We start from the raw sequence: 23,870 nt of genomic DNA on the forward strand, positions 1-23,870 counted from the left end.
GTCAAAGGTATTTTTAAACAAGCAGCACAATGATGCTTGTTGGAACTCAGACGCATCAGCCCTCAATCGTCTGTCAGGCTGGGATTCCGTCCGTTTGAAATACTGAAGCGGGCACCGTGTTTTTTTTCAGCACTGGGGATGGCAAACGCTAAAAAAGCCCGTGGCGGGGTGCGACGGGCGGAAGGCTTGAAAGTTGGCTCTAAAAAGCTGGCTTCTAAAAAGTCGACTTCCAAACAGAGGGCTTTGAAACGAAAAAGCTACTGGCTGGGCACGTTGGCCGTGGCAAAGGCCCTGCGTTTGGGGCTAAAGGCGCCTTTCATGGCCAGGGCGATGCGATTGTAATGATCCAGTACCCCCAGTGAGGACTGGATGACTTCTTTGCAATCTTTATAAGGGTTGTCGGCGTGTGGGTTTTGCCGCAGCATTTCAGCGTAGGCTTCGCCCAGACGACGCTCAATTTCACGCGATTGATCGTTCATTGCTTTATCCCCTAAGTCCCAGTTGGACTGTCCCCTAAAAACAACCAGTTATGGATGCATAAAAACCAAACGGGTGTTTTTTGTGTCAGGCAGCGTGGGGGCGAACGTCCGGTGAGTGGTCTGCTCAAAACTGGAGTGCTGGCATACATTTTATGGAAGGTGAGCAGTCTGCTTCAGATGAGCCAGAGCATCGTCAAGCCGATTGTTTTCGGTCATAATAGGGCACATGCCTACTCGCAACCAATGGATCAAAATTACCGGCGCTCGGGTGAATAACCTGAAAAACGTGAGCTGCGATTTGCCTCACGACCAGTTGACGGTCATCACCGGGCCCTCCGGCTCCGGGAAGTCCTCCCTGGCCTTTGATACCCTGTACGCCGAAGGACAGCGCCGCTACATCGAGTCCATGTCCTCCTACGCCCGGCAGTTTTTGGCCCGTATTGAAAAGCCGGATGTGGACAGTATTCAGCATATTCTGCCCGCCATCGCCCTGGAGCAGAAAAATTCGGTCAAAAATGCCCGCTCCACCGTGGGGACGGCGACCGAGATTTACGATTACCTGCGCTTGCTGTACGCCAACGTGGGGCAAACCCGCTGCGATGCCTGCGGTGGGGACGTTAGCCGGGCCGATCCCTTTAAAATCCAGGGCATTCTGCAAGCCTACCCGGAAGGCCAGAAAGTGTTGCTGCTGGCCCCTGTGCAGCTCAAGGAATTCGGGGTGGACGAGTTGCTTCGGCAGGGCTTCTACCGGATTTACCGCAACGGGGAAATGCAGGATCTTAACCAGGTGCGAGAAGAATTGTCCTCGCATGAGCTGGTGCGCATCGTTATCGATCGCCTGATCATCAAGCACAAGGCGCTGGGGGCCCGCTTGCTGGAATCCATTCGCAGCGCACTGACGCTGGGCAATGGCAAAATTGAGGTTCTCACACTGGAGAGCGGCGAGAGCCAGTTGTTTCAGAATGAATTCGCCTGCCTGAGCTGTCACAAGACCTTTATTGAACCCTTTGCCAATCTGTTTTCCTTTAACAGCCCCATGGGGGCTTGTCCCGCCTGCGAGGGCTTTGGCCGCATCATCGGCATCGATATGGACAAGGTCATCCCCAACAAGAACCTTAGTCTGGCTAAGGGGGCCATTCATCCGTTTACCAAGCCCAGTTACATCGATGGCTATGAGTATCTGGCTACCGAGGCCAAAAAGCGAAAAATTCCGCTGGATAAGCCCTGGAACGAACTGACTGACGCTCAGAAGGCTTTTGTCATTGATGGCGGCGGCGAGTTCGATGGGATTCGGGGCTTTTTCGACTGGCTGGAAACCAAGAAGTACAAGGTGCATGTGCGGGTCCTCTTGGCCAAGTATCGGGGCTATTACCCCTGCCCGGATTGCTTGGGCTCTCGTCTGCGCCGGGATGCCCTGAATGTGCGGGTGCAGGGCAAGAATATTCTGGACATCGGGGAGATGCCCATTGCCGAGCTGGTGGGCTTTTTTGAGGCGCTGACCTTGCCGCCCACCCACCAAACCATCGCCGAACGGCTGCTTCAGGAGATTAAAAGCCGCTTGACCTACCTGAACGAGATGGGCCTCACGTACCTTACGCTCAGCCGACAGTTTCGCACCCTCTCCAACGGGGAAGCCCAGCGCATTAACCTGTCCGCCGCCCTGGGCAGTGGGCTGACTGACACATTGTACGTGCTGGATGAACCCACCGTGGGCCTGCACGCCCGGGACACGGATCGGCTGATACGCATTCTGCAAAAGCTGCGGGATCAGGGCAATACCATTGTGGTGGTGGAGCATGACCCGGAAGTGATGCTGGCTGCCGATTACATTGTGGACATGGGGCCGTCCGGTGGAGAGGATGGCGGACGCATTGTCTATGAGGGAAAACCCAAGGGCTTGCTAAAGGTTGCCTACTCTCAAACGGCCCGCTATCTGGCCAACCCGGAATTACTGGTTCCATCCTCATCGGTTGCCAAATCAGGTGCGCCCAAAGCCAGTGTCTCTAAAAAAGAGAAGATCAACGCCAAAACTGCTCAGCCGGATTTTATTGAGATTCGGGGCGCTCGTGGCAATAACCTGAAAAACCTGACTGTGCAATTTCCAGTCAACCAGCTGGTGTGTGTCAGTGGGGTGTCCGGCTCGGGGAAATCCACCCTGATTAAGCAAACCCTGTTTGCCGCCTACGAACACAGTCAGTCCCGATCCTTGCAGCTGGATGAAGCCCCGCATGAGGAAATTCTGGGGCTGGAGCGATTCAAAGATGTGCTGATGGTGGATCAAAGTCCGCCGGGCCGCTCGGCACGCTCCAATCCGGTCACTTACGTGAAAGCCTATGATGACATCCGCAAACTGTTTGCCGAATCTCGCAAGGCTATGATTCTGGGGATTTCCCCCGGTCATTTTTCGTTCAACACCCCGGGCGGGCGCTGCGAAACTTGTGAGGGTCTGGGCACCCTGACCATTGATATGCAATTTATGGCGGATGTGACCGTGGTCTGCCACGATTGTCAGGGTCGTCGCTTCAACCCCAACGTTTTGTCGGTGGAGGTTGAGGGTAAAAACATCAACGATGTGTTGAACATGACCGTGGATGAGGCGGTGCGCTTTTTCGCCAGCAGCCGTAAAATCAGCAACAAGTTGCTGCCCCTGCAGGAAATTGGTCTGGGCTACCTCAAGCTGGGGCAGTCCACCGCCACCCTGTCCGGCGGGGAGGCCCAGCGTCTGAAGCTGGCCAGCTACCTGCCAGCGGGCCATGCGGAACTGGATAGCGTTCGGGTGGCTAAAGATCAGTACCTGTTTTTGTTTGATGAACCCACCACCGGCTTGCACATGGCCGACATCGCTTTGCTGGTGCAGGCCTTCCGGCGCTTGGTGGCGGCAGGACACTCCCTGATTGTGATTGAGCATAACATCGATTTCATCGCCCAGGCCGATTACGTGGTGGACATGGGCCCCGAAGGCGGCGCCGGTGGGGGGCAGGTTGTGGCTCAAGGCTCGGTAAGGGAAATTATGGCCAATGCGCACAGCGAAACCGGTGCTTTCCTGAAGAAGCGCCTGCAGTCCCCGGTGGCTAGCGCTTAGGGTTGCTGCTAAAAAAGTGCTTGCCCGCCCGGCCCAGCAAGTCCCAGCCCACTTGGGCCGGTAATCCGCCGCTGACCGCGTTGACGGACGTGTTCACCCACAGCTCCTGCTGATGGCTCTCGTCGATTTTAAAATCGCAGTAGCTTTGGAACCACGTGTTAATAGCCGTCCCCAAGGTGTCGTCGTCCGCCTGAAAGGTCATGGCGATGAGTCGGGCCATGTGGTCGGCGTCATCGTTCAGTGGGCCGGTTTCCAGAAACGGTTGCAGATAGTCGGCCATGCGGCCATTGTCCAGCAGCAACAGCATGCGATGCGTCGTGGCGATAATGTCTTCCGGTAAAAAGACACGACCCTGAAACACCTCGCTGCGGGTGAGTGTACGCTGTTCCGGGTTTTTTCTCAAACGCTCCAAAGCGGCTTGCTGATAGCTCTCATAGCGGCAGTGGGTCAGTTTAAACCCTTCAATGGAAAACAGCGTTTTGGAAACGATAAAGCGGCTCAGGGCCTGCTCCTGCGGCAGGTGATCCTCAGCGTCCATGGCCGTGAGGAGGGGTAATAATGCGCCCTCTGCCTGGGCCAGATTCAGGCGGGGATGTTGAAAGCGCAGCCAGCCCTTCAGCAGTTTACCCGCTCCCCGGCCCACTTCGTAGGCGGAAATTTGCGACAGTAACGCCGCTTCGCTTTCCGCCCGGGCCTGCTCCCACTTTTGACGGGATCGACTTAAAATCCGCTGGGCGATGGCTGTGCTGATTGCGGAGAACAGGTTGCCTTTGCTGAGCGTTTTTTTCAAGTGCTTGCCAGAAAATCCCAAAAGGCCCATGGCTGTGTCACTCCGTTTGCTGCGTCTATGCAACAGTATACCGGAGGATGCTCTCTAGTAGGGAACAATGCGGGTTGTGGTGCCAAATGGCGGGAAAGTGGTAGTGCCGTAGGGGCGATAGGGCTGAGCGTTCAGGGTCATGCCACCCGGATAGGCATAGGGATAAACCGGGTTGTAACCGTACGGTACCTGTCCCGGGATGGGCCCGAAATAGCGATTGCCCACGCCGTAGCCATAAGGCGCTCCGTAGGGAGGGTATCCATAAGGAGCGTTGTTGTAATACCCATTTTGCGGGAGGGCGGTGTTGTTGCCCCGGTTGAGATAGTAACTGCCCGCTACGGCCCCGGCCATCATGGCCAGTCCGGCCAAGCCCTGCCCGATTGAGGCCAGCCTGGAAGGTCCGGCCTGCTGGGCGATGTCAGGAGTACCGGAATAGCTGTCAGCGTTTCGGTTGGGCTGATCCTGAAAGAAGGGGTCGTTGGCAAACGGGTCATCCTCGCTTTGCCAAAAGCGCTTTTTCCGGGCGGGGGATGGACTGCTTTGTTGCGCGGTATTGGCCATGGCGGGGGCTAGGGTGGGAGGCATCGGGTTGCTAACCGTGGGTCGCTTGGGAGCGGTTTTACCGGCTGAGGACGGAGCGCTGGCCGGTTTTTCCGCCTGTAGTTTGGCCTGTAAATCCGCTGCCGCTTTGGCCGCTTCCGCGGGGAATAACCGGGCCAGCTCGCCCAGTAGTTCACCGGCGTCCTGAAACCTGGGTTCACCGTATAATACGGCTTGCAGGGTATTGAGGCGCTGAATGAGTGGGCTTCCCGCTTTGGGGGCGATGAGCAATTGTTTTTCCACGCTGCTGATAAACGGTTCAGCGGGCTTCAGTTTTTCTTCCAAAGCGGCTTGTAAGGCGGCTTGCTCCGCACTGGAGGAGGCTGTTTTGCTTGCCGATGACGCCGGGGACGGTGTGGTCGTTGGTGCTTTTACCGCCGGGGCGCTGTGATCGATGAGTGGTTTGGCTTGCCAGTCCGCGGCGAAATCCGATGATGCCCAGCACGGCACCAGCCCGCTGACGCCAAAACTCAGCAGGGTAAAGAGCGCACAGCCTTTTTGAATGATGGCGGTTTTGGGGGTGGGATGACGAAACACAGGCAACGTCCTTTTTGGCAATGGGCAATTCAGTTACTTTAATAAAAGGGGCTGAATTCAAATTGTTGCCAATGACAGGGCTTGGATGCCGAAAGGGCTTCTCCACCGGTAGACTGGCGAAGTCAGCGTGAGGGGTTGCGCTCAGTCGACCCGATCTTTATCGAACGCTCACCGAGCGCTTAAAAACCCTCTGGAATGGAATTGGAATTTTCCTGAATCGTCTGTCAGGCCCCGTTTCCGTATTTTCCCAAATAAAGCCCACTGGCTTCGGCGAAGCCTTCCGGCCAGTCTTTGAGGAACTGTCTCAGGGCCACACTGGGTTCCACCTGCATTTTTTGAACTTCTTCCAAGGTGAAAAAGCCCATCTCATTCAGGTTTTCATCCAGAGTCATGGTGGGAGTGCCACCCAAGTAGCGGGCCAGCATGAATACATCAATGGTGTGCTTTATCTCCCCGGCAGCGTCCTTCAGCAGAAAATCCGCCAGGTACAGCGTTTTCTCGATGGCCACATCCAGATCAATTTCTTCCTTCATCTCCCGCACGGCGCATTCTTCCAGCCCTTCATTCAATTCCAGTGTCCCGCCCGGGAAAACCCAGAAAGGGCGGTTATTTTGCCGCACCAGCAGCAATTTGTTTTCGTGGATCAACACCACAGCCAAACGCACTTTAAAGTTGTAATTCTGAGACATAAGCTGTTCCTTGTGAAAACTGAAAAATGATCTTAAAGACCGGACGTGACGGGCTGGGATGCGGCGGGACGGGGCGTCTTACTGGCCTCTTGCACCTCTTGAATTTGCCGCAGCCATTGGTGTTGGCTGGTCTGTGCGTTTCCCTCCCAGCCGCCCAGGCCATGGCGTTTGTGCAGGTTAAAACTGCCAAAGCGGGAGGCGCCCCTTTCCGTTGGTTGTGCGGGGCGGGTTGGGGGTGTTTGGGTTGGGCTGGTTTCGGGCAGTCTGGGGGCGCAAGCGCACAAGCCGGTTACTAACAGCAACAGGGTCAAGGCCATAAGGGGGTAGGACTGTGGAGCGCGGAAGCGGGTGGGGCGGTGCGGGGCACTCAAGGCGGTGTGTTGATTAGGCATGCACTTATTAAAGCACCATGGGTGGCTTGTTTTCTATGGCTGGCCTTGATTTTGGATTGATTGCGAAGTCTGTAGCAACAAACGGCGAAATCATGTTTTTATGCCTGTACAAAAGGGATGGGGCAAGATACGTATGGTACTTGATGGCTTGAGTGGCCAGTCTTATCAGCATGCGGGCGGGCTGCCGACCGTGATGGATGTGGGGAATGTGGTTTCCCCCCCGAAGCCCGGCCAAAACAAAAGCGCCACGGAAACCTGGGCCTTGAGTGTGGGCAATTTGGCGGTGCATCAGGGGCTGGCCCATAAGATTGATAAACTATCGGCGGCCTCAGGCTCCACCAGTGCCTCGCCACCTCCCCGCAGTTATGCCCACTGGCTGGGCTTGGGGACGGAGCAGATCAAGGCCAGCGAATTGAGCTGGAATCGTCTGGGGCAAACGGTGTCTGGCAATCTGTCCGGGAAAGGTGTACCGGCTGCAAGCACTGGTTTTTCGGCCAAAACCTTTGCCAAGGAAACCTTGGTCGATCGCAATTTCAAGCCGGTCAAAAATCTGGTGACCGGTCAGTCCGCCGGGAACCGGGGACAAGGCTTGCTGAATACCACTGGCCTGGGCCTGGTGGGTCTGGATGTGTTTCGTCACAGCCGGGATGCTTACAAAGACGCCAAAGCACAGGGAGACGGCGCGCTGGGAGCCGCAGCGGCCACCGCCACGGCCACCGGCAAATATACGTTGCGCAGCGCGGTCAGTTGGGAAGCCGCCGGTCTGGGCTTTTCGCTGGGGAAAGCCCTGGCCCCCATCAGCATTAAAGGGATCCCGGTCGGTGGGGTGCTGGCTGGCGCCCTGACGGGGATGCTGGGCCAAAAGACGGCGGATAAAGTTTTGAAAACTGGCGATCAGGACCCGGTACAACAGCGCAAGGCTATTGCAGAGGCCCTGAAAGAAAACCGGAAAACAGCCCCTTCAGAGGCCTTGCCCGTCCCGGATTAAGGCGGGCCGCATGCCGGGCGCCTTGGCGGACGCACTCCCGTGACTCCCGGAGGGGTTGCTCTTTTGTCGCATTACGGGCCGGCTTGAGCGCTGTATAATAATGGCGTTTCAGCATCGGTATGGGGCTTGCCATTGTGTCCGAACCCGCGTCCAACTCCACGTCCAAATCCAGCAAACTCAAAGTGATGACCGTGTTCGGCACCCGCCCGGAAGCCATTAAAATGGCCCCGGTGGTTAACGCCCTGGCTGCCTGCCCGCAGGAATTTGAGTCAGTGGTTTGCGTCACTGCCCAGCACCGGGAAATGCTGGATCAGGTGCTGGATCTGTTCCAGATTCGCCCGGATTATGACCTGAACCTGATGAAGCCCAATCAGGACCTCTTCCAGATTACCACCAACGTGCTGATGGGCATGAAAGACGTGCTGGAAAAGGAGCATCCCGACGTGGTGCTGGTGCATGGCGATACCACCACCACCATGGCCACCTCTTTGGCCGCCTTTTACAAGCAAATCCCGGTGGGCCACGTGGAAGCCGGTTTGCGTACCTGGGATAAATACTACCCCTTCCCGGAAGAGATTAACCGGGTGGTCACCGATGGGATTGCCACCCTGTACTTCGCTCCCACCGAGCGTTCCCGACAAAACCTTTTAAAAACGGGGGCACGGGAAGCCCAAGTGTTCATGACCGGTAACACGGTTATTGATGCCCTGCTGTACACCTTGCACAAGCCCGATCGCAACGGCCATTTACCCATTATCCTGGACGACAGCAAGCGTCTGGTGCTGGTCACCGTGCATCGCCGGGAGAACTTCGGGGAGCCCATGCAGGAAATTTGCCGGGCCCTGAAAGACCTGATCACCGAAGATCCTTCTCTGGAGATGGTCATTCCGGTGCATCCCAACCCCAATGTGCGGGGCATTGTGCGCCAGACCCTGGGCGATTTGGGCCGCATTCATCTGATTGATCCGCTGGATTACGAGCCCTTTTGTCGCCTGATGGAGCGGGCTGATATCATCCTAACCGATTCCGGCGGGGTACAGGAGGAAGCGCCCTCCCTGCAAAAACCGGTGCTGGTGCTACGAGATGAAACGGAACGCCCGGAGGCGGTGGAGATGGGCACCGTCAAGCTGGTGGGGCCGCATTATGACAAGATTTTAAGTGAAACCCGCCGCCTGCTTTCCGATGACACAGCCTATCAGTCGATGGCCCGGGCCATTAACCCCTATGGCGATGGAAAATCATCTCAGCGCATTTTGGATGCTTTACGGGCCTTTCATGAGAATCCGACACTTTTTCGGTAGAATATTCTCCAGCCCTCATTCAAATTAAAAGGTAAATTTTATGATCGTTTTACTGATGCCGGGATTGACCTCCCGCTTGAAGAAGATGCTGGCCTTATTGGTGTTGTCCACGTTGTTGCCTTTGGTGGCCTTGGCCAAAGCGCCCGATAGCACCTACGCCTATGTCTCCCGGGTTTTTGACAAGCTGCAGGCCCACTGGGAGGAGCAGGTTTACGCCAACCAGTTGACCGATAACGTGCTGACTTTTGTGCTGGATGAAGACGGCGGTTTGCACAGCAGCGGCCTGAACGTGGGGGCCAATACCGATTCGGGTCGAGCTATCCTGTCATACCTCAAAAGTAACGCCCCGTTTGGACGTTTTCCGGTCAGCCTGCAAGGCAGTCAACTGGAGTTTAAATTCAAGCTGGACGCCGGTAGTCTGCAAATGGTCAGCTACCAACTGCTGCCCAAGCCGAATAAAGACTCCGTGATTGCCTTCGCCAGCCCGGTGGCCAACCAGCCCCAGCCGGTCTCCCTGTTTTACACCCGGGTGGGCGTGCCCGGTAAGGTGTGGGACAAGCCCGCCAGCGCCTCAGGGACTGCCGATGCCATGACCACTTACGTGGAGCAGGTGCGTCAGCAGGTCAAAAGCAACTGGCAACTGCCTCAGGATTATCCCTTTCAGCGCACCATCGCCGTGCTGATGATTGATCGGGATGGAACGTTGCTGGGTTCCAGCATCAAGCAATCTTCGGGTGATGCCACCGTGGACAAGGCGGCCTTGAATGCCATCAACACCGCTGGGGCGTTTCCGGTGGCTCCGGCCAACGTCCCTTCCCTGCCCATTACCATTGAGTACATCTTCGAGCCGGTACTGACCAGCGCCGAATAATCTAGGCGGACGCATTGAAGATTCCGCTGAGTGCCTCGCCACCACGCGCTTTTAAAACTGCGTGCAGCTCTCAAGCAGACTCGGACTGCTCCGAGCAATGCTATTCAGCGGGCTGTACTCAAACAGTTAAAAACGTGTTGTGAAGGGGTACACACCACAATCCCTGATGGGCAACTGCCGATCAGGGATTGTGAATTGATGTTTTAAATCGGTGGGATGCAGGCTGACAACAAGCCTGCAGGGCATTAGGCAGGCGTGGTTTCCACTTCCTTGCTGAAGCCGCAGCCCTTTTCCGGGCAGGCGTGGAAAGTGCCCTTTTTCAGCACTTTTTCCGTGAGCAGACTGCCGCAGTCCGGGCATTTTTCGGCCAGGGGCTTGTTCCAGAAAGCCTGATCGCAATCCGGGTAGCGGTTGCACCCGTAGAAAATCTTGCCTCGGCGGGATTTTTTGGCCACCACTTCGCCCTGATTGCACTTGGGGCAGGTGACTCCGGTTTTTTCCTCAAAGGACTTGTTGGCCCCGCAGCCTTCCGCCTGACACTTGAGGTATTGCCCAAAGCGTCCGTGCTTCATGACCATATCGCCGCCGCACTTTTCGCATTTCTCATCGCTGGGCTGATCTTCGGGTAGGGCCTTCTGATCTTTGCTTAAGGGGCGGGTGTACTTGCACTCTGGATACCCCGTACAGCCCATAAACTGGCTACCCCAGCGGCTGGTTTTCAGGGACATGGGCTTTTCGCAATCCGGGCAGCTTTCCCCTTCCAGCAGGATGACCACTTTTTCCATTTCATCGGTGGCCTTTTTCAGGGTGGCTTCAAAGGGGCCGTAAAAATCCCGAATGACGCCTTGCCAGGGGGTGGTGTCCTCTTCAATGTCATCCAGACGGGTTTCTAGCGCGGCGGTGAAGTTGACATCCACAATGTCCTGAAAGTGCTTGACTAGCACCTGATTGACCGCTTTGCCCAATGGCGTTGGCTTTAATGCCTTGTTTTCCATAAAAACATAGCCCCGATCCTGAACGGTGGCAATGGTGGGAGCATAGGTACTGGGTCGTCCAATGCCCAACTCTTCGAGTGTTTTGACCAGACTGGCTTCGTTGAAGCGCGGCGGAGGCTCGGTAAAGTGCTGCTTGGGCTCCACTTTGGAGAGGGAAATGGCGTCTCCCTTGGCCACATCCAGCAGGGCGGAGGCGACGACTTCTTCATCATCTTCAGCCTGATAAACGGCCATATAGCCCTTGAAGATGACCTTGCTATCGGAGCCCCGCAGCAGCAGGTTTTTGCAGGCCACTTCCACGGTTTTGGTGCGGATTTGGGCCGCTTCCATCTGGGAGGCCATAAAGCGGTTCCAGATGATGCTGTAAATGCGGGCCTGCTCTTCGCTCAAGGCGTCCTTGACCATGTCCGGGGTTTTATCCACGTAAGTAGGACGGATGGCTTCGTGGGCGTCCTGCACGTTTTTCTTGCTTTTCTTGCTGTAATCGTTGGGTTCGGCCGGATAAAACTCCTTGCCGTATTGCCGCACGATGAATTCCTTGGCCGCGTCCCGGGCTTCATCGGCCACCCGGGTGCTGTCGGTTCTCATGTAAGTGATCAAACCTTCCGGGCCGTTCCCCAGATCAATCCCCTCATACAGCTTTTGGGCGATTTGCATGGTCTTTTTCACGGAATAGCCAAAGCGGGTGCTGGCTTCCCGTTGCAGGGTACTGGTGATGAAGGGCGGCTGGGGTTTTCGCCTGGATTCTCGGGAGTTGACCGCCACCACTTCCAGCGGGTTGGATTGCAGGGTTTTCACAATCTCCTGAGCGGCTTTTTCGTTGGGGATTTCCGCTTTTTCCCCGTCAATTTTGGCCAGGTTGGCCACCATGTGGTGGGTGTCCTTGGGATCTTTTTTCAGTTCCGTGCCAATGGTCCAGTATTCCACGGGAATAAAGGCCAGCACCTCTTCCTCCCGCTCGCAAATCAGGCGCACGGCAACGCTTTGCACCCGTCCGGCGGACAGGCCCTTGCTCACTTTTTTCCAGAGCAGCGGGCTCAGCTTGTAGCCCACCAGTCGATCCAGCACCCGGCGGGCTTGCTGGGCGTTGACGCGGGGCAGGTTGATTTCCCGGGGATGCTGAATGGCTTCCAGAATGGCGTTTTTGGTAATTTCGTGAAACTCGATGCGATGCACCTTGGCCTTGGCGTTGTCCAGCAACATGGACACGTGCCAGGCAATGGCCTCTCCCTCACGGTCAGGGTCAGCCGCCAGGTAGATGGTATCGCACTTGCGGGCGGCTTCTTGCAGTTCCTCCACCAGGTCGGCCTTGGCCGATAGCACTTCGTACATGGGCTCGAAGTTCTGATCGATGTCCACGCCCAGCTTTTTTTCCGGGAGATCCCGAATGTGGCCCACGCTGGCCTTGATTTGAAACTTGGCCCCCAGAATTTTTTTCAGCGTCTTGGCCTTGGCCGGGGACTCTACGATGACCAGTGAGCGACCCTTGCCACCCTCTTCGGAATCGTCTTCATCCAGACCTGCGTCCGTGCTGGCTTTTTTGGTTTTGGCTTTGGCCGTGGTTTTGGTGGCCGCTGTTTTCACGGTTTTTTTGGCGGTGGGTTTGGTTGCCGTTTTGGCGGAAGTTTTGGGGGCGGAAGCTTTAGGCATGGACGTGGGGTACCGTTCTCAGTGTTAACAGACGCTTGTGTATGAGCACCCACCTTATATGGCAATAAGACGGTGTCTGCCATCTTAAAGTCTTTCCGCCAAAAAATGCAAGAGGTCATCTTTGCCACGGGGCGCAGGAGCAGGGGTGGCTGATTCTACAAGGTGAGTTTCTTAAATGGGCACTCAGCGGTATAATGTAACCAAAGCTTCATATTTGTGGTATCAATAATGAGGAGTTTGCGCCACAAGATCCAGGCTGTTCGCTGAGGAGACAGGACATCGCCCGGAGTCGTCTTTTAAGGCCAGTCAAAACTGTGGCAGAGCGTAAAAAGGAAAGAAAAGGAACGACAATCGCCTGCTGGCGTGGATTGACCCCTTTAGGCTGTTTTGCTCCCCCTTTTCCGGGCCGATTTGATGACATCACAGCTGACCCCACTCTTTGATAGCCGTATTATCCACCCCGAGCCCTGATGATGTTGGAGACTGGTTAGCGTAAACCACCTGTTCAGCAACCCCGTTCGTGAGTTTAGAGACGTGAGTTTATAGAGAGGTAGAGATGACTCAATTCAAGTTCAACGCACTGGCCAAAAGTATTTTAAGCGCGAATTTAGCCCTGAGCTTCGTGGTGATGCCCGCCGTGGCTTTGGCCGATGGCACTTTGCAGCTGAAACCCCTTCAGGACACCACCGTTTACAGCAACAACGCCTACAACAACAATGGCTACGGTAATGCCGGTTACAACAACAATACCGGTTATAACAGCAATGGCTATGGCAACGATTATTACAGCAACAATAACAACTACAGCTACGACAACACCACCCTGCGGGGCCGCCTGATCTCCATTCCCAAAGGCACTTTGATGACCATTCATACCGATGTGCCCATTACCACCTATGCGGCGCACGTGGGCGATCCCATTACCGCCACCCTGGAAAACGACATTTTTGTGAACGATGCCGTGGCCATTCCGGCGGGCAGTCAGGTGCTGGGACAGGTGGCCAACGTGAACAGCGCCTCTCATCTGGGCAAGCACGGGGACATTGACGTTCGCTTTGATAGCATTAAACTGCCCGATGGTCGGGTGGTGGCCATTAACGCCCACATCGTGACCAAAGATCAGTCCGGTGTGCTGAGAGGCGACACCTACGCCATGGATATTGCCAAAGGGGTGGGCATTGCCGCTGGGGCCACGGGCGTGGGAACCCTGATGGGGACCGCTGCCGGTGGTTTGCTGGGTAGCGTGGGCACCGGGGCCTTGTTCGGTCTGGGTGTGGGCGCGCTGGGCGGCATGGGCTACGCTTTGGCCCGCAAAGGCAAGGAAGTGGTGGTTCCCGCCGGTTCCCGGCTGAGCGTGATGGTGGACACCCCGGTGACCGTCAGCCAGTAAGGGTTCACTGCATCTCTTATCAATTGGGGTCAGTATCCCTGCACAAGCCGTTTCTAAAACTGCATGCAGCCGTGGACTGTTAATGAACGCTCTTGGCATAATTGCCAAGCTCCTATTGAAGGCGTTGTACTCAAACCGTTACAAACGGCTTGTGCATGGATACTGACCCATTTAAAAAAGCCCGGCTGGCATGAGTCGGGCTTTTTTGAGGTTTACTGAAATTTGATTTTAGGCTGAATTTGCTGAATCAGGCGATCGATGCGCTTTTTATCCAGTCCCGGCAGTTTGCGGTAAAAATCCTGCACATCGGTGTAGGGACGATTGCGCATCACCTTCAGGGCGATGTCCTCATTCAGGCCGGGCAGCGTTTTTAGCTGGTTTAAGCTGTCTAGATTAACGTTGATACGCTGGGGCAAAGTGATGCTTTGCCTTAAATCGTCCTGAAAAGCCAGCTCCGGGGGGACGTAAGTGTCCCAAAATGTGGCGGCGGTGGCTGGATGTGACAAACCTTGCGCCCACGACAGCAGGAGCAACAGAATGGCAGCATGTTTCAGGGGATGGGTTCTCATACGATGGAGAGCAGACGGGCTTGTCACGTTTCTGAATTCTCAACGTTTCTGGATTTTGGACACTTTCCAACCGTTAGGGTGAACAGATTCGGTTTAATGGCAGCGATGAATATAAAACCCCTCAAACATACTTGGCCCATGGAAATGGAGCAATTGGGCATGGGTTTGATTTTACAAGTTGTTACAAATCAGGGAAAACACTCAAGTTTTTGCCCGGGTTGGCGATACCTAAATTACAAATAAGTGGCTCGCCCAAACAGAGCCCTTATTTCCCCAACCTCCTCCCCAAGTCACGCTACCGCTTTTGGTAGCTTTTTTCTTATGCAGCGGTTGATAAGACGGGGCTTTGCCCCTTTTCTCCACCGCTTGGAGGAACTTTGAAGCGCTCAGTTGTGCAGGGTGGAAAGATCGGTATAATAAAACTTTGATATGGGCGTAAAGTTCAGTTGTACCGATGAATTTGCGCCGGGGACAAACGAGAGCATCTGTTAGATCACACAAAGCGGGATAACGGGGAACCAATGCAACTGATCAAGGCGCTGGCCGCCTTTTATCAAACCTTGTTTGCGCGCGATTGCGAGCATCGACAAATCCAGCCCACCAGTGGCAAGGGTTGTGGTTCCGCCTTTTGTCCTGACTGTGGCTATAAAATTCAGGTCATGTGGACGTTGTGCCGGTGTCGTACCTGTGGCTCCAAACGCTATCCCAAACAGGGGGCGGATGGGCGAATTTCTACGCAGTACAAATACTGCCAACACTGCGGTCAGGCCGATTATCAGATCATCAAGAAGGACAAGATCAACATCCACGAGATGAGCTACGCCTTACTGACCAAAGAGATTGACTACGCCGAGGAGCGCCTGTTTAAACCCAAGACCACCAGCAATCCGTTCGAGCGGGTGAAGGGTCTGGACATTGTGGAAGGCGAAGTCCTGCGCAGTGAACAGACGTATTACACGCGCGGAAAAGTCTGGTAACTCCACTTTTGGACAGTCGCTCCGGCCACTCTTGAAAAGGCAGGTATCCCTTCACCACGCGTTTCAAAAACTGCGTGCAGCTCAAACAAGTTGAGGAATTTCTTTTGGCAAAGCTGCCAAGCTCAAGTTTTTTAACTCGCTGTACTCAAACCGTTAGAAACGTGTGGTGAAGGGATACCTGCCCTTTAAAATAAGACAGCCTTGCCTAAAATAAAGGGCGGCAGGTGAAGGGGCACTGCTGTTGCAGGAACGATTGCACCAGGCTGAGTACAAAAAACAGCAGGATGGGGGAAAAATCAATGCCGCCCATCGGTGGGATCAGGCGGCTAAAGGGGGCCATCACCGGATCGGTAATGGCCCTGAGCCCTTGAAAGGGTTGATTGTACCAATCGATGTTGGGTAGCCAGGTCAGCAAAATGCGGGCCAGCAACAAAATTTTGTACAGGTTGCAAGCGTAAAACAGGACTTCCCAAACAGTGGTACTCATTAATATTGTTCCTTAACCGTGACGGGACGAAGCCAGAATGTTGGCGAACTCCGGTGCTTTGCTGGCCGGTGGCATCAGTTCAATCAATTTGAACAACAGACGACGCAGCTTGGCGTTGTTCTCGTTGAACACTTCAATCACTTCCACGTGGCTGACCGGAGGAACGCCTTCCACCCCTGTATCGTAATCGGTGATCAGGGAAATGTTCAAGGGGTCCATTTCCAGTTCCTTCACCAGATGGGCTTCCGGGTACTGGGTCATGTTGATCACTTCCCAACCCTGATCGCGGAACCACTTGGATTCGGAGCGGGTGCTGAAGCGGGGCCCCTGGATGACCACGATGGTGCCTTTGTCGTGGAAGGGGATTTGGCAATCCTTAGCCGCCTGGATGGCCAGCTGGCGCAGCTCTTCGGAGTAGGGATCGGCGGCACTGACGTGGGTGGTGATGGGGCCATCGAAGAAGGTATCGGCCCGGCCGGTGGTGCGGTCTACGTACTGATCGCAGAATACGAACTCGCCCGGTTTAATGTGCTTTTGCAGGCTACCGGCGGCGCAGGGGCAAATGACCCGCTGGATACCCAGGGCTTTGAAGGCCCACACGTTGGCCCGGTAGTTGATTTTGTGGGGGGGCAGGGAGTGATCCCGGCCATGGCGGGGCATAAAGGCCACCCGTTTGCCGCCGACGGTGCCAATGGTAATGGTGGCGCTGGGAGAACCGTAAGGGGTTTCCACCTTGACTTCAACGGCGTCGTCGATGAAGTTATAGAAGCCGGAACCGCCGAATACGCCGATTTCCGCCTGATGTTCCAGTTTATCGGTGAAGGTGAAGGCAGACATTGTAGAAATACTCCATAAAAGCCACAGTCATTCAGACTGCATATTGACGGGCTTCATCGTATGCAAAAGGGGCGGGGAATGCAAACGGCGCTCGGGGTTCGGGGCGGGTCGGGTAGCCTTGGTAAAACTGAAGAAAAGAAAAAAGCGACGCCGGTATTGGAGGTAATCAGAACGCGGGCATCGCTATTTAATGAAAATTATTCTCAACTGATGGAATTCAGAATACCCTACTTGAGAATAATTTGCAACTGGCTATGACAACGATGAAGATAGATTGGTCAGGGCAACCTGATGGTGCCGTTTTAATCAATATTCCTATTAAAACAAGACTTTGAGCCTGAATTCAGTTAAAAAAAGTGCTTGGCATTTTTAAAAAGGTTGGGTTATACTCCATCTCACAATCAAACAAAACATTCCTCAGTAGCTCAATGGCAGAGCATTCGGCTGTTAACCGAAGGGTTGTTGGTTCGAGTCCAACCTGGGGAGTTTTTTATTTCTTCTTTTTGGGTTTTTTGCCAAATAATAAAACGATGAGGCTGCCCTCTCAGTCCGTTTGTAGCTGTTTGAGTACAGCGAGTTTAAAAAATGTCTGGTACTCTCATCCAGAGCGCTCTCTGTTTGTTGGAGCTGGAGGCAGTTTTACAATTGTACTGAGAGGGCAGCCTCGTCTTAATAAAATGCAGGCGAATCGGGTGAGGATTGCCTGCATGGATGTTTTTATGTTGGCTGGGGCTGCTTTACACGGAGCCTGCTTGCCGCCGGGTAAAGTCCTAAGCGGCTGATTCCGCTGGTGCGCTTGCTTGAATGAGCGTCTGGGCGCTTTGCACATAGCTGCCTTTTAAGCTGTGGTGCTTTTGCTCAAAACGCTGGAGCCCTGCCGGGGTAAAGAACCGCTTGATGCTGTTGAGCAGTCCCTTGGCCCAGTGGCTCACCTGATGGCTAAGGACTTTCAGGCTCCACTGTGCTTGAGAAGCCTGTTCGGCCGGTGGCTTTGCTTTTTGCAGGGTCTCCGTCCACTGGATGACCCGGTTCAACCGTTCCGTGGTGCGTAACAGTTTTTGCTCCTGGCGTAGGTAGCCCTGAGTGAGACTTCCTGCTTTGGGTAAATTCAGCCAGTGCTGGAGTTGTTGCCGGGTTTGCCCGTTCCGTTCCGGGGTGAGTTTGGGGCTGGTACTGTTGAGTCTGCCCAGCAGCTTGTTCAGCTTGGCTTCCACCTTCAGGGTTTTATAGTGGCTCAGTAGCTGGCCTTCTTCAAACAGTCCCCGGGTCTGACCCATCTGTTGGGCGATTTGGGCAATGCCCGTCTCGGCGGCTTTCTGCCTAGCCTCCACCTCAAAGCCTGCCCGAATGTAGGTTTTCAGGGACAGGAGTTGGGTTTTTAAGTGGCTGACTGGATTCATTTTCCCCAGCCCTTCCCGCTGGATTTCCCGCAGATTGCTCTGGGTCAAGCGGTGTTCGGCGATTTGGGTCAGAAGCCGGTGTCCGGCCTGTTGCGTGGCCGGGCTGCCGTTGCCGTGAAAGCGCAGCCCGTCGCAGATGGCTTCAAGGGCTTGGGGAGCGCTGCCGGGGAACTTGCGGGTCAGTGTTTGCAGGGCCTGTTCCCGGGTCAGGGAAGCCACCTGGTTAAACTGCCGGGCGTGGGTCAGTTCATGGGTGACCACTTCCTGCACCGGGATGGTCTGCTTGTAGCGGTTGCCCAGGAAGGTCTGCAAGGGTTGAGGCAGTTGATCCAGCCAGGGCCGCAAGAAGGGAGCCAGTTTGCTGCGGAAGGCTTTCAGCCGATCGGGTTCCACGTGCAGGCTGTGGTTTTTGCCGTCGTAAAACCCGTGGGCGCTGCCAGAGAAATCGACGCCTTCTTTGTGAATTAAATTCTGTTGGATTTCAGGCATTTCAGCGTCTTTCAACTTCAGGAATCGCTGGGCCTTGGCCAACGGGCCCTCCAGCGGCACCACCGGGCTTTCCGAAAACTGAGCCCGCCAGTGCTGGAGTTTACCGGCCAGCAACTGGGTCAACCGCTTGGGATTGAGTTGGGCGCCGGTGCTTTTCAAGCCCTCCGGGGAAAACACACTCAGGGTTTGCTTCAGGGCGTTTTGCCAGGTGCCGTTTTGCACGTTCACGGCGGCTTTCAGCCCTTGATCCACAGCCCGCAGCTTTTCGGTGGCGCTGGCGGTATCGCTTAACGAGAGGCGGGCCGCTTTGGCTTCGGCCGCAACGCTACCGGCTTGCCGGACCCCCAACAGGGAGGACACCAGAGCGAAGCCCCCTTCCCCGATGTGCCCAAACGCCTTTTCAGAGGCGGTGTAATTCCCTTGCTTGGCTTCGGAAACAGCGGTTTTCAGGCCTTTTAAGACCTGCCAGCCGCCTGTGGCCAAGCCAGCGGCTACCATAATGGGGATGGTGATGGGGGCCACCGCAGTCAGGGCCACTGTCCCGGCCAAAGCCACAGCGGTTTTGAACGGGTGTTTGACCATGGTGACAATCGGATTCAGGGCCCCTTTCACGGTTTCCTTGACGGCCCGAAAGACACTAAAGGATTGTGATGAACTTGCACTCTGCTGGAACGTTAATGGATCCAGGGTTTGAAACCCATACGAAGTGTCCTGCCCTTCGATGTTCTGCGCCTGTTGTGGCCTGCGAATTCGGTCTGACTGGAGGAGCAGGGCTGGATGTGCTGCTCTGCCTTTGAGGGGGGAAACTCTCAGCGGCCGGTGGGCAGCCGGATTCAACGCGCTTTCATAAAATAGCGACGACATGGTTTGCTTTCCTCCAATCAAGGGCCCCCACGCCGGGGGCGGGTGCGTGCGATATGCCCATCCTTGCTTTTGAGGTCAATGATGGACTGTGTTTTGGGTAGTTGCAGGAAAACAAACATTGTTTATTCTGGTGATAGGACTTTTTGCCTAAGTTCTGGATTGATGGGGCGGGGGGGCGGCTGGGGCGATCCGGGTTTGGCTATCGCGCGCCCGGTTTTCCCGTGGGCTTTGCCTTGAATCCCCCGGCTGCTTTGGTCAAAATAGGAACACTGGATCCCGTTTCAGAAGATGAAGAGAAGAAAAAGAAGTGGATACGCTCAGGAGGCAAGGATGATTCGTCGGCAATGGGTTAACGCGCTGGTGTTAGTGGCAATCACGGCCTTCGGTGCGGGATGTGTCCGGGAGTCGGTGGGCAATAGCCCAATCGCCCAGCCACCGGGCCGTAGTGGACAGGCTCTTGAGAAAACAGCTCCGGCCCCATCCGCTGCCGACCGACCGGAGGTGATCGCTGCCAAGCCCAGCTGGTTTGCCTGCCGCAAGGACGCTGATTGCGTGGTGGCCAAGGGGCCTTGTGGTCAATATCAGGCGGTAAACCTCAATTTTCTGACGGATTTCGCCGTGTTTAGCCAGCGCATGGGGCAAATGATCGCCTGTGAGTCAGCCAAGACCAAAAAACAAGAGGCCACCCCGTCTGTACAGTGTCTGAAAAGTCGATGCAGCTTATCCCCGTAGCGGGCCAGGGATTTTAAATCCAGCGCTTGTGCCGAAAATAGGCCAGCATGCCCAGGGCGCTCAGAATCATCACGCCCCACACAAGGGGATAACCCCAGTGGCTTTGCAGTTCCGGCATGTATTTGAAGTTCATGCCGTAGACCCCGGCGATAAAGGTCAGGGGGATAAAAATGGTGGACATCACCGTTAACACTTTCATCACGTCGTTCATGCGGTAGCTGAGAACGGACAGGTACAGATCCTGAAGTCCGCTCAGCAGATCCCGGTAGGACTCCAGGGTGTCCATGACCTGGATGGTGTGGTCATACACGTCCCGCAAGTAGGGTTGCAGGGGGAGCAGGGTTTCGGAATCCAGGTGCTGGAGCAGGTTAATCATGTCTCGCACCGGCCAGATGTTTTTACGCAGAAAGATGAGTTCCCGCCGGAGTCGGTGGACGCTTTGCAGGATATTGGGGGGCTGCTCCCCGCTCAGGGTGTCTTCCAGATATTCCAGACGCGCCCCGATCTCTTCCAGTACGCTAAAGTAGCTGTCCACAATGGTATCCAGCAAGCTATAGGCCAGGTATCCCGGCCCCAGGCTGGAGAGTCTCTGGCTATTGGTTCGCAGGCGGTTGCGCAGGGGCTCAAACTCATCGCTGACTTCATCCATGAAGCTCAGAATAAAATGAGGGCCGGTCACGATGCTGACTTGCTCGCTGAAGATCTCTTCCTGTGGGGTCTGGAATTCAAACAGTTTCAGGATGATATAGGTCAGCCCATCCACATGCTCGGCTTTGGGGCGCTGCTCGGTATTCAGGATATCTTCCAGCAGCAGCGGGTTGAGGTGAAAGGCCTCGCCGAATTCGGCCAACAGTTTGGCGTCATGCACGGCGTCCACGTTAATCCAGGCAATGGCCGGAGCCGGTTTGAGGGGCATCAGTTCGGCCACGGATTCAACGGTGCGCTCCGATACCGTCCCGTTTTCAAAGGTCATGACCGTAATGCGGGGCTGGGCGGAGAGTGCTTTCTTGGCCCGCCCGATGTAGACCAGGCTGCCCGGCGGCAGACCGGCTTTAAGAGACCGGTTGGGTAGGTGTTTGCGAATCCCGTGGCGTGTCATGGTGTTTTGGCCTGTCCCGCATGCGACCCTTCCATTATAAGGGAGTGCCTGGGGGAGGGGCGATTGTTGCGGGAAATACGCCAAAAAAAAGGCCAGGCTTTGAGACCTGGCAATTCAAGTGGGTTTCATATAAGTAGTGAGGGGAAAAGAAGTGTCCGTAAGGACTAAAAATTAGGCACTCTCTGATTTCGGGTAGCCCAGTCGTTAATACTTACGATAGTTAGTAGTATAGATAAGAGGCAGGGTCTTGGCAACCTAACTTTGGTTAGTAATATTTTTCTGAAACATTTTGTTACAAAGGGGGCCCTTCTCCTGTCACGGTTTTCAGGATGCCCGTCCAGAAGCTGGTTTCGGAAAGTCCCTTTTCCGGAGGAGCTTCCCTGTCCATCGGGCAGAGGATAAACGGCTGCACAAATCCACTGTTAGCCTAGAGGGGATGTCTGTACGCTTCTCGCATCAGCAAAAAGCCCCACAAAATGGTTGCTGCGCTTATTACCAATGCAGATAAGTAAACGTCCATTGGCAACCCCTCCCAGTGTGACCGCCATAGTTACACTATACAGTATCAGCCCGTCGTTTGCCAATGCCCGGTTTGGGTATTAGCCGATCGAGTGGTGTTACCGCTGGAGGTGCTTTGGTGGGAAGGGCATCGGCTTAAATGGCGGTACAGTCAATGCCGCTGGTTTTGAGTTCGCTCAGCTTTTGCCCGCTGCTGTACTGCCGGATTACAAAGGCACTGGCGTGGGGCTGGATGAACTCATCGATGCGAATGGTCTCGTTGAAGGTTTTTTCACCGTCATCTACAGTCACTTTGACCTGCCCCGTGCATCGGTAGCGATAGGGGGAGCTGTTGGACACCCGGATGGACTGAGGCGGCTGGGCCGGGGTGGCGCATAAAGCGCCTTCCTTGCACTTTTTGACTTTTTTAACGTGAATAAAAAAGCGCAGGTAGGGCTCATAGTAAGCCCCGGCCTGAACCAGGCCCAAGGCCAACAGAACCAGACTGGCAACGAGAAACGCGCTTTTTTTCATGGTCAATCTCCGCAGATTCATGGAACGGCCTTGTAGAGCCTATTATAGGAAATTCGCCCGGACAAGCCAAGCCGCCGATGTCAGCCAGCGCTGTTCAAAAGAGAGCTGCATGGGTATGGCAGGCTTTGGGGGGGGCGGGTATCGGCGGGATAGCCTTTGGGACTGGGAGGGTTTTTATGTTACGTTTGTATTAAGCAATTTGTATTAAACAGATTGTATTAGAAAAAGGCCCAGTGCCGTTATGGACTGACCGGTGGGTTTTGAGTCCGGCCTTTCATTTGGGGAGGCGAATCGAGGAAAACGACACATGCGCATAGTGGCTGGTTTTGGCAGGGAGCCTCTGCCGAATGCTCCGAAGTGGACGGTCAAAGAGCCCACTCAGTCCCTTCCCGTTGTGGGGTCGGTTTCATCGCCCCTCGGGTTTGGCATGAGGGGGGACAGACGGGCCTCTGCTCTTGCGCATTCGGCTGATGGGCCCTTTGGGGATAGCGTCTCGGCGCTTGAATTGCAGGAAGGTCGTTTGCCGAAAGAAATTGCGCAGGATGCGCTTCTGCTAGATCAGCTTCTGGACGAGGCCCTGCGTGGCTTTCCGTCTGTCTCTGTCAAGGCTCAGCCACTGTCACCCCTGTCTGGGGAGGCGTCAGCGGTTCCATCCGTGCTGAGAGCCTTGACCGTGTCGACCACCCGCTTTCATCAGCCCCCACAGGAGGTGGTGCCACTGGAGCGGCCTCGCAAGGTTGAGGTGGCCACCCACTTGGCGCAATGGATGGCGCGGACTCTGGAGCGGGAAAATGTCCAGTCGGCGGTCATCACCCGCCAGGGTGGCCGACAGCATCGCCAGCATGACTCCACTGGCATGCTGCATTCGGGCATTGTGTGGCGTGATCCGCTGGATGGGGGCTGGAAAATTTACAATCTGGTGGACTACAAAACCAAAGGCAAGCCACACTGCCGGGTTTTATGGACGAAGCCCGTGGAGTTTTTCTACCAGCAGGGCGGTTACGATCCGGCGGCCCTGTTGCTGATTCCTTCTACGGCCATTCAAAATCGCATGGCTGCCTTACTGCAAGATGGGGGATTTCAGCGGCTGGCCTTTACCCCTCAGTACAACCTGTTGTCCCCGCCGCATGGCCCCGATAGCCTGAATTGCAACAAGTGGGTGTTGCTGAATGTGCTGGCCGCCCACCATAACACCGAAGATCCGGCTTTTTTACTGCGGGAGATTCAGCGGAATTTCCGGGCGGAGCCCTTGGCTCTCGATCCCCTGACCCGTTTGTTCGCGGGTTGGCATCCGCAAGTTCGGGGAAAGGAACTGTCCTGGTGGGCTGCGCCGCGTACCGTGACCGTGGAGAGTCTGGTCAACTCCGGGCTGTTTGAGCGCACGGTGTCCTACGCTCCTCACCGTAGCGCCCTATAGGGCCTGCCGGGAAAGAGTCCACTCGGATAGCTTTTTGGGTAGGCTTCCCCAAAAAATAACCCCTCGCCGGTGAAGGCCAGGGGTGTAATGAATGAGCATTTGTTGAGTAGTTGAGGAAGACAGCCTATTGGATACTTTTAATATATAAAATAAATATACTTGTTTCATCATCC

Annotated in this window: 20 protein-coding genes and 1 tRNA gene; 9 read left to right on the forward strand and 12 right to left on the reverse strand. The window is 55.2% G+C overall.

Annotated elements, in window-relative coordinates; translation table 11 throughout:
* Positions 1–257 precede the first annotated feature (257 nt).
* Positions 258–479: a hypothetical protein gene (locus DF283_RS03995; RefSeq protein ID WP_303673420.1), complete on the reverse strand. Its 222-nt coding sequence runs from the start codon at positions 477–479 to the stop codon at positions 258–260.
* Positions 480–705: 226 nt separating this feature from the next.
* Here DF283_RS03995 and uvrA point away from each other — a divergent pair, with 226 nt between their 5' ends.
* A complete protein-coding gene (gene uvrA, locus DF283_RS04000) occupies positions 706–3,561 on the forward strand; it encodes an excinuclease ABC subunit UvrA (RefSeq protein ID WP_303673421.1) in 2,856 nt (951 codons plus the stop codon).
* On the opposite strand, the gene DF283_RS04005 is transcribed toward uvrA, so the two are convergent.
* From DF283_RS04005 to DF283_RS04020, 4 genes are all read right to left on the reverse strand, one after another.
* Entirely contained in the window at positions 3,551–4,381 is an 831-nt protein-coding gene (locus DF283_RS04005) for a hypothetical protein (protein WP_303673422.1), read from the reverse strand. The two genes, uvrA and DF283_RS04005, sit on opposite strands and share 11 nt — an antisense overlap.
* Before the next feature lie 54 nt (positions 4,382–4,435).
* Positions 4,436–5,518: a hypothetical protein gene (locus DF283_RS04010; RefSeq protein ID WP_303673423.1), complete on the reverse strand. Its 1,083-nt coding sequence runs from the start codon at positions 5,516–5,518 to the stop codon at positions 4,436–4,438.
* Between the two features lie 224 nt (positions 5,519–5,742).
* A complete protein-coding gene (locus DF283_RS04015) occupies positions 5,743–6,207 on the reverse strand; it encodes an NUDIX domain-containing protein (RefSeq protein ID WP_303673424.1) in 465 nt (154 codons plus the stop codon).
* A 32-nt stretch (positions 6,208–6,239) separates the two neighbouring features.
* On the reverse strand, positions 6,240–6,599 hold the full coding sequence (locus DF283_RS04020) for a hypothetical protein (protein ID WP_303673425.1): 360 nt from the start codon (positions 6,597–6,599) through the stop codon (positions 6,240–6,242).
* 133 nt (positions 6,600–6,732) lie between these two features.
* Between DF283_RS04020 and DF283_RS04025 the strand changes: the two genes are divergently transcribed.
* The 3 genes from DF283_RS04025 to DF283_RS04035 all read left to right on the forward strand — a co-directional run bounded on the left by DF283_RS04025 (position 6,733) and on the right by DF283_RS04035 (position 9,759).
* On the forward strand, positions 6,733–7,587 hold the full coding sequence (locus tag DF283_RS04025; RefSeq protein ID WP_303673426.1) for a hypothetical protein: 855 nt from the start codon (positions 6,733–6,735) through the stop codon (positions 7,585–7,587).
* Positions 7,588–7,772: 185 nt separating this feature from the next.
* The gene (wecB, locus tag DF283_RS04030) at positions 7,773–8,888 is read left to right on the forward strand and encodes a non-hydrolyzing UDP-N-acetylglucosamine 2-epimerase (RefSeq protein ID WP_303673542.1); all 1,116 of its coding nucleotides are present in this window, start codon (positions 7,773–7,775) and stop codon (positions 8,886–8,888) included.
* Between the two features lie 40 nt (positions 8,889–8,928).
* On the forward strand, positions 8,929–9,759 hold the full coding sequence (locus tag DF283_RS04035) for a TonB family protein (protein ID WP_303673427.1): 831 nt from the start codon (positions 8,929–8,931) through the stop codon (positions 9,757–9,759).
* 245 nt (positions 9,760–10,004) lie between these two features.
* Here DF283_RS04035 and topA read toward each other — a convergent pair whose 3' ends face one another.
* The gene (gene topA, locus DF283_RS04040) at positions 10,005–12,404 is read right to left on the reverse strand and encodes a type I DNA topoisomerase (protein ID WP_303673428.1); all 2,400 of its coding nucleotides are present in this window, start codon (positions 12,402–12,404) and stop codon (positions 10,005–10,007) included.
* 556 nt (positions 12,405–12,960) lie between these two features.
* On the opposite strand from topA, the gene DF283_RS04045 reads away from it, so the two are divergent.
* Entirely contained in the window at positions 12,961–13,794 is an 834-nt protein-coding gene (locus DF283_RS04045) for a hypothetical protein (protein ID WP_303673429.1), read from the forward strand.
* 212 nt (positions 13,795–14,006) lie between these two features.
* On the opposite strand, the gene DF283_RS04050 is transcribed toward DF283_RS04045, so the two are convergent.
* Positions 14,007–14,390, reverse strand: coding sequence for a ComEA family DNA-binding protein (locus tag DF283_RS04050; protein ID WP_303673430.1), 384 nt, complete (start codon positions 14,388–14,390; stop codon positions 14,007–14,009).
* A 494-nt stretch (positions 14,391–14,884) separates the two neighbouring features.
* Here DF283_RS04050 and DF283_RS04055 point away from each other — a divergent pair, with 494 nt between their 5' ends.
* Positions 14,885–15,340, forward strand: a complete 456-nt coding sequence (locus DF283_RS04055) for a hypothetical protein (RefSeq protein ID WP_303673431.1) — start codon at positions 14,885–14,887, stop codon at positions 15,338–15,340.
* Between the two features lie 205 nt (positions 15,341–15,545).
* Here DF283_RS04055 and DF283_RS04060 read toward each other — a convergent pair whose 3' ends face one another.
* Positions 15,546–15,827: a YggT family protein gene (locus tag DF283_RS04060; protein WP_303673432.1), complete on the reverse strand. Its 282-nt coding sequence runs from the start codon at positions 15,825–15,827 to the stop codon at positions 15,546–15,548.
* A gap of 12 nt (positions 15,828–15,839) precedes the next feature.
* Complete coding sequence (locus DF283_RS04065) at positions 15,840–16,637, reverse strand: S-methyl-5'-thioadenosine phosphorylase (protein WP_443082987.1); 798 nt, start codon at positions 16,635–16,637, stop codon at positions 15,840–15,842.
* Between the two features lie 441 nt (positions 16,638–17,078).
* Here DF283_RS04065 and DF283_RS04070 point away from each other — a divergent pair.
* A tRNA-Asn gene (locus tag DF283_RS04070) sits at positions 17,079–17,150 on the forward strand.
* Positions 17,151–17,434: 284 nt separating this feature from the next.
* Here DF283_RS04070 and DF283_RS04075 read toward each other — a convergent pair.
* Positions 17,435–19,417, reverse strand: a complete 1,983-nt coding sequence (locus DF283_RS04075) for a hypothetical protein (protein ID WP_303673434.1) — start codon at positions 19,415–19,417, stop codon at positions 17,435–17,437.
* A 330-nt stretch (positions 19,418–19,747) separates the two neighbouring features.
* Here DF283_RS04075 and DF283_RS04080 point away from each other — a divergent pair, with 330 nt between their 5' ends.
* On the forward strand, positions 19,748–20,149 hold the full coding sequence (locus DF283_RS04080; protein WP_303673435.1) for a hypothetical protein: 402 nt from the start codon (positions 19,748–19,750) through the stop codon (positions 20,147–20,149).
* A 13-nt stretch (positions 20,150–20,162) separates the two neighbouring features.
* On the opposite strand, the gene corA is transcribed toward DF283_RS04080, so the two are convergent.
* Positions 20,163–21,248, reverse strand: a complete 1,086-nt coding sequence (corA, locus tag DF283_RS04085) for a magnesium/cobalt transporter CorA (protein ID WP_303673436.1) — start codon at positions 21,246–21,248, stop codon at positions 20,163–20,165.
* Between the two features lie 654 nt (positions 21,249–21,902).
* Positions 21,903–22,280 carry a hypothetical protein gene (locus tag DF283_RS04090; protein ID WP_303673437.1) on the reverse strand — a complete coding sequence of 126 codons (378 nt, stop codon included), beginning with the start codon at positions 22,278–22,280 and terminating at the stop codon, positions 21,903–21,905.
* Positions 22,281–22,800: 520 nt separating this feature from the next.
* On the opposite strand from DF283_RS04090, the gene DF283_RS04095 reads away from it, so the two are divergent.
* A complete protein-coding gene (locus DF283_RS04095) occupies positions 22,801–23,697 on the forward strand; it encodes a DUF2145 domain-containing protein (RefSeq protein WP_303673438.1) in 897 nt (298 codons plus the stop codon).
* Positions 23,698–23,870 lie beyond the last annotated feature (173 nt).

It is taken from the genome of Vampirovibrio chlorellavorus (assembly GCF_003149375.1).
GTDB classification, from domain to species: Bacteria; Cyanobacteriota; Vampirovibrionia; order Vampirovibrionales; family Vampirovibrionaceae; genus Vampirovibrio; species Vampirovibrio chlorellavorus_B.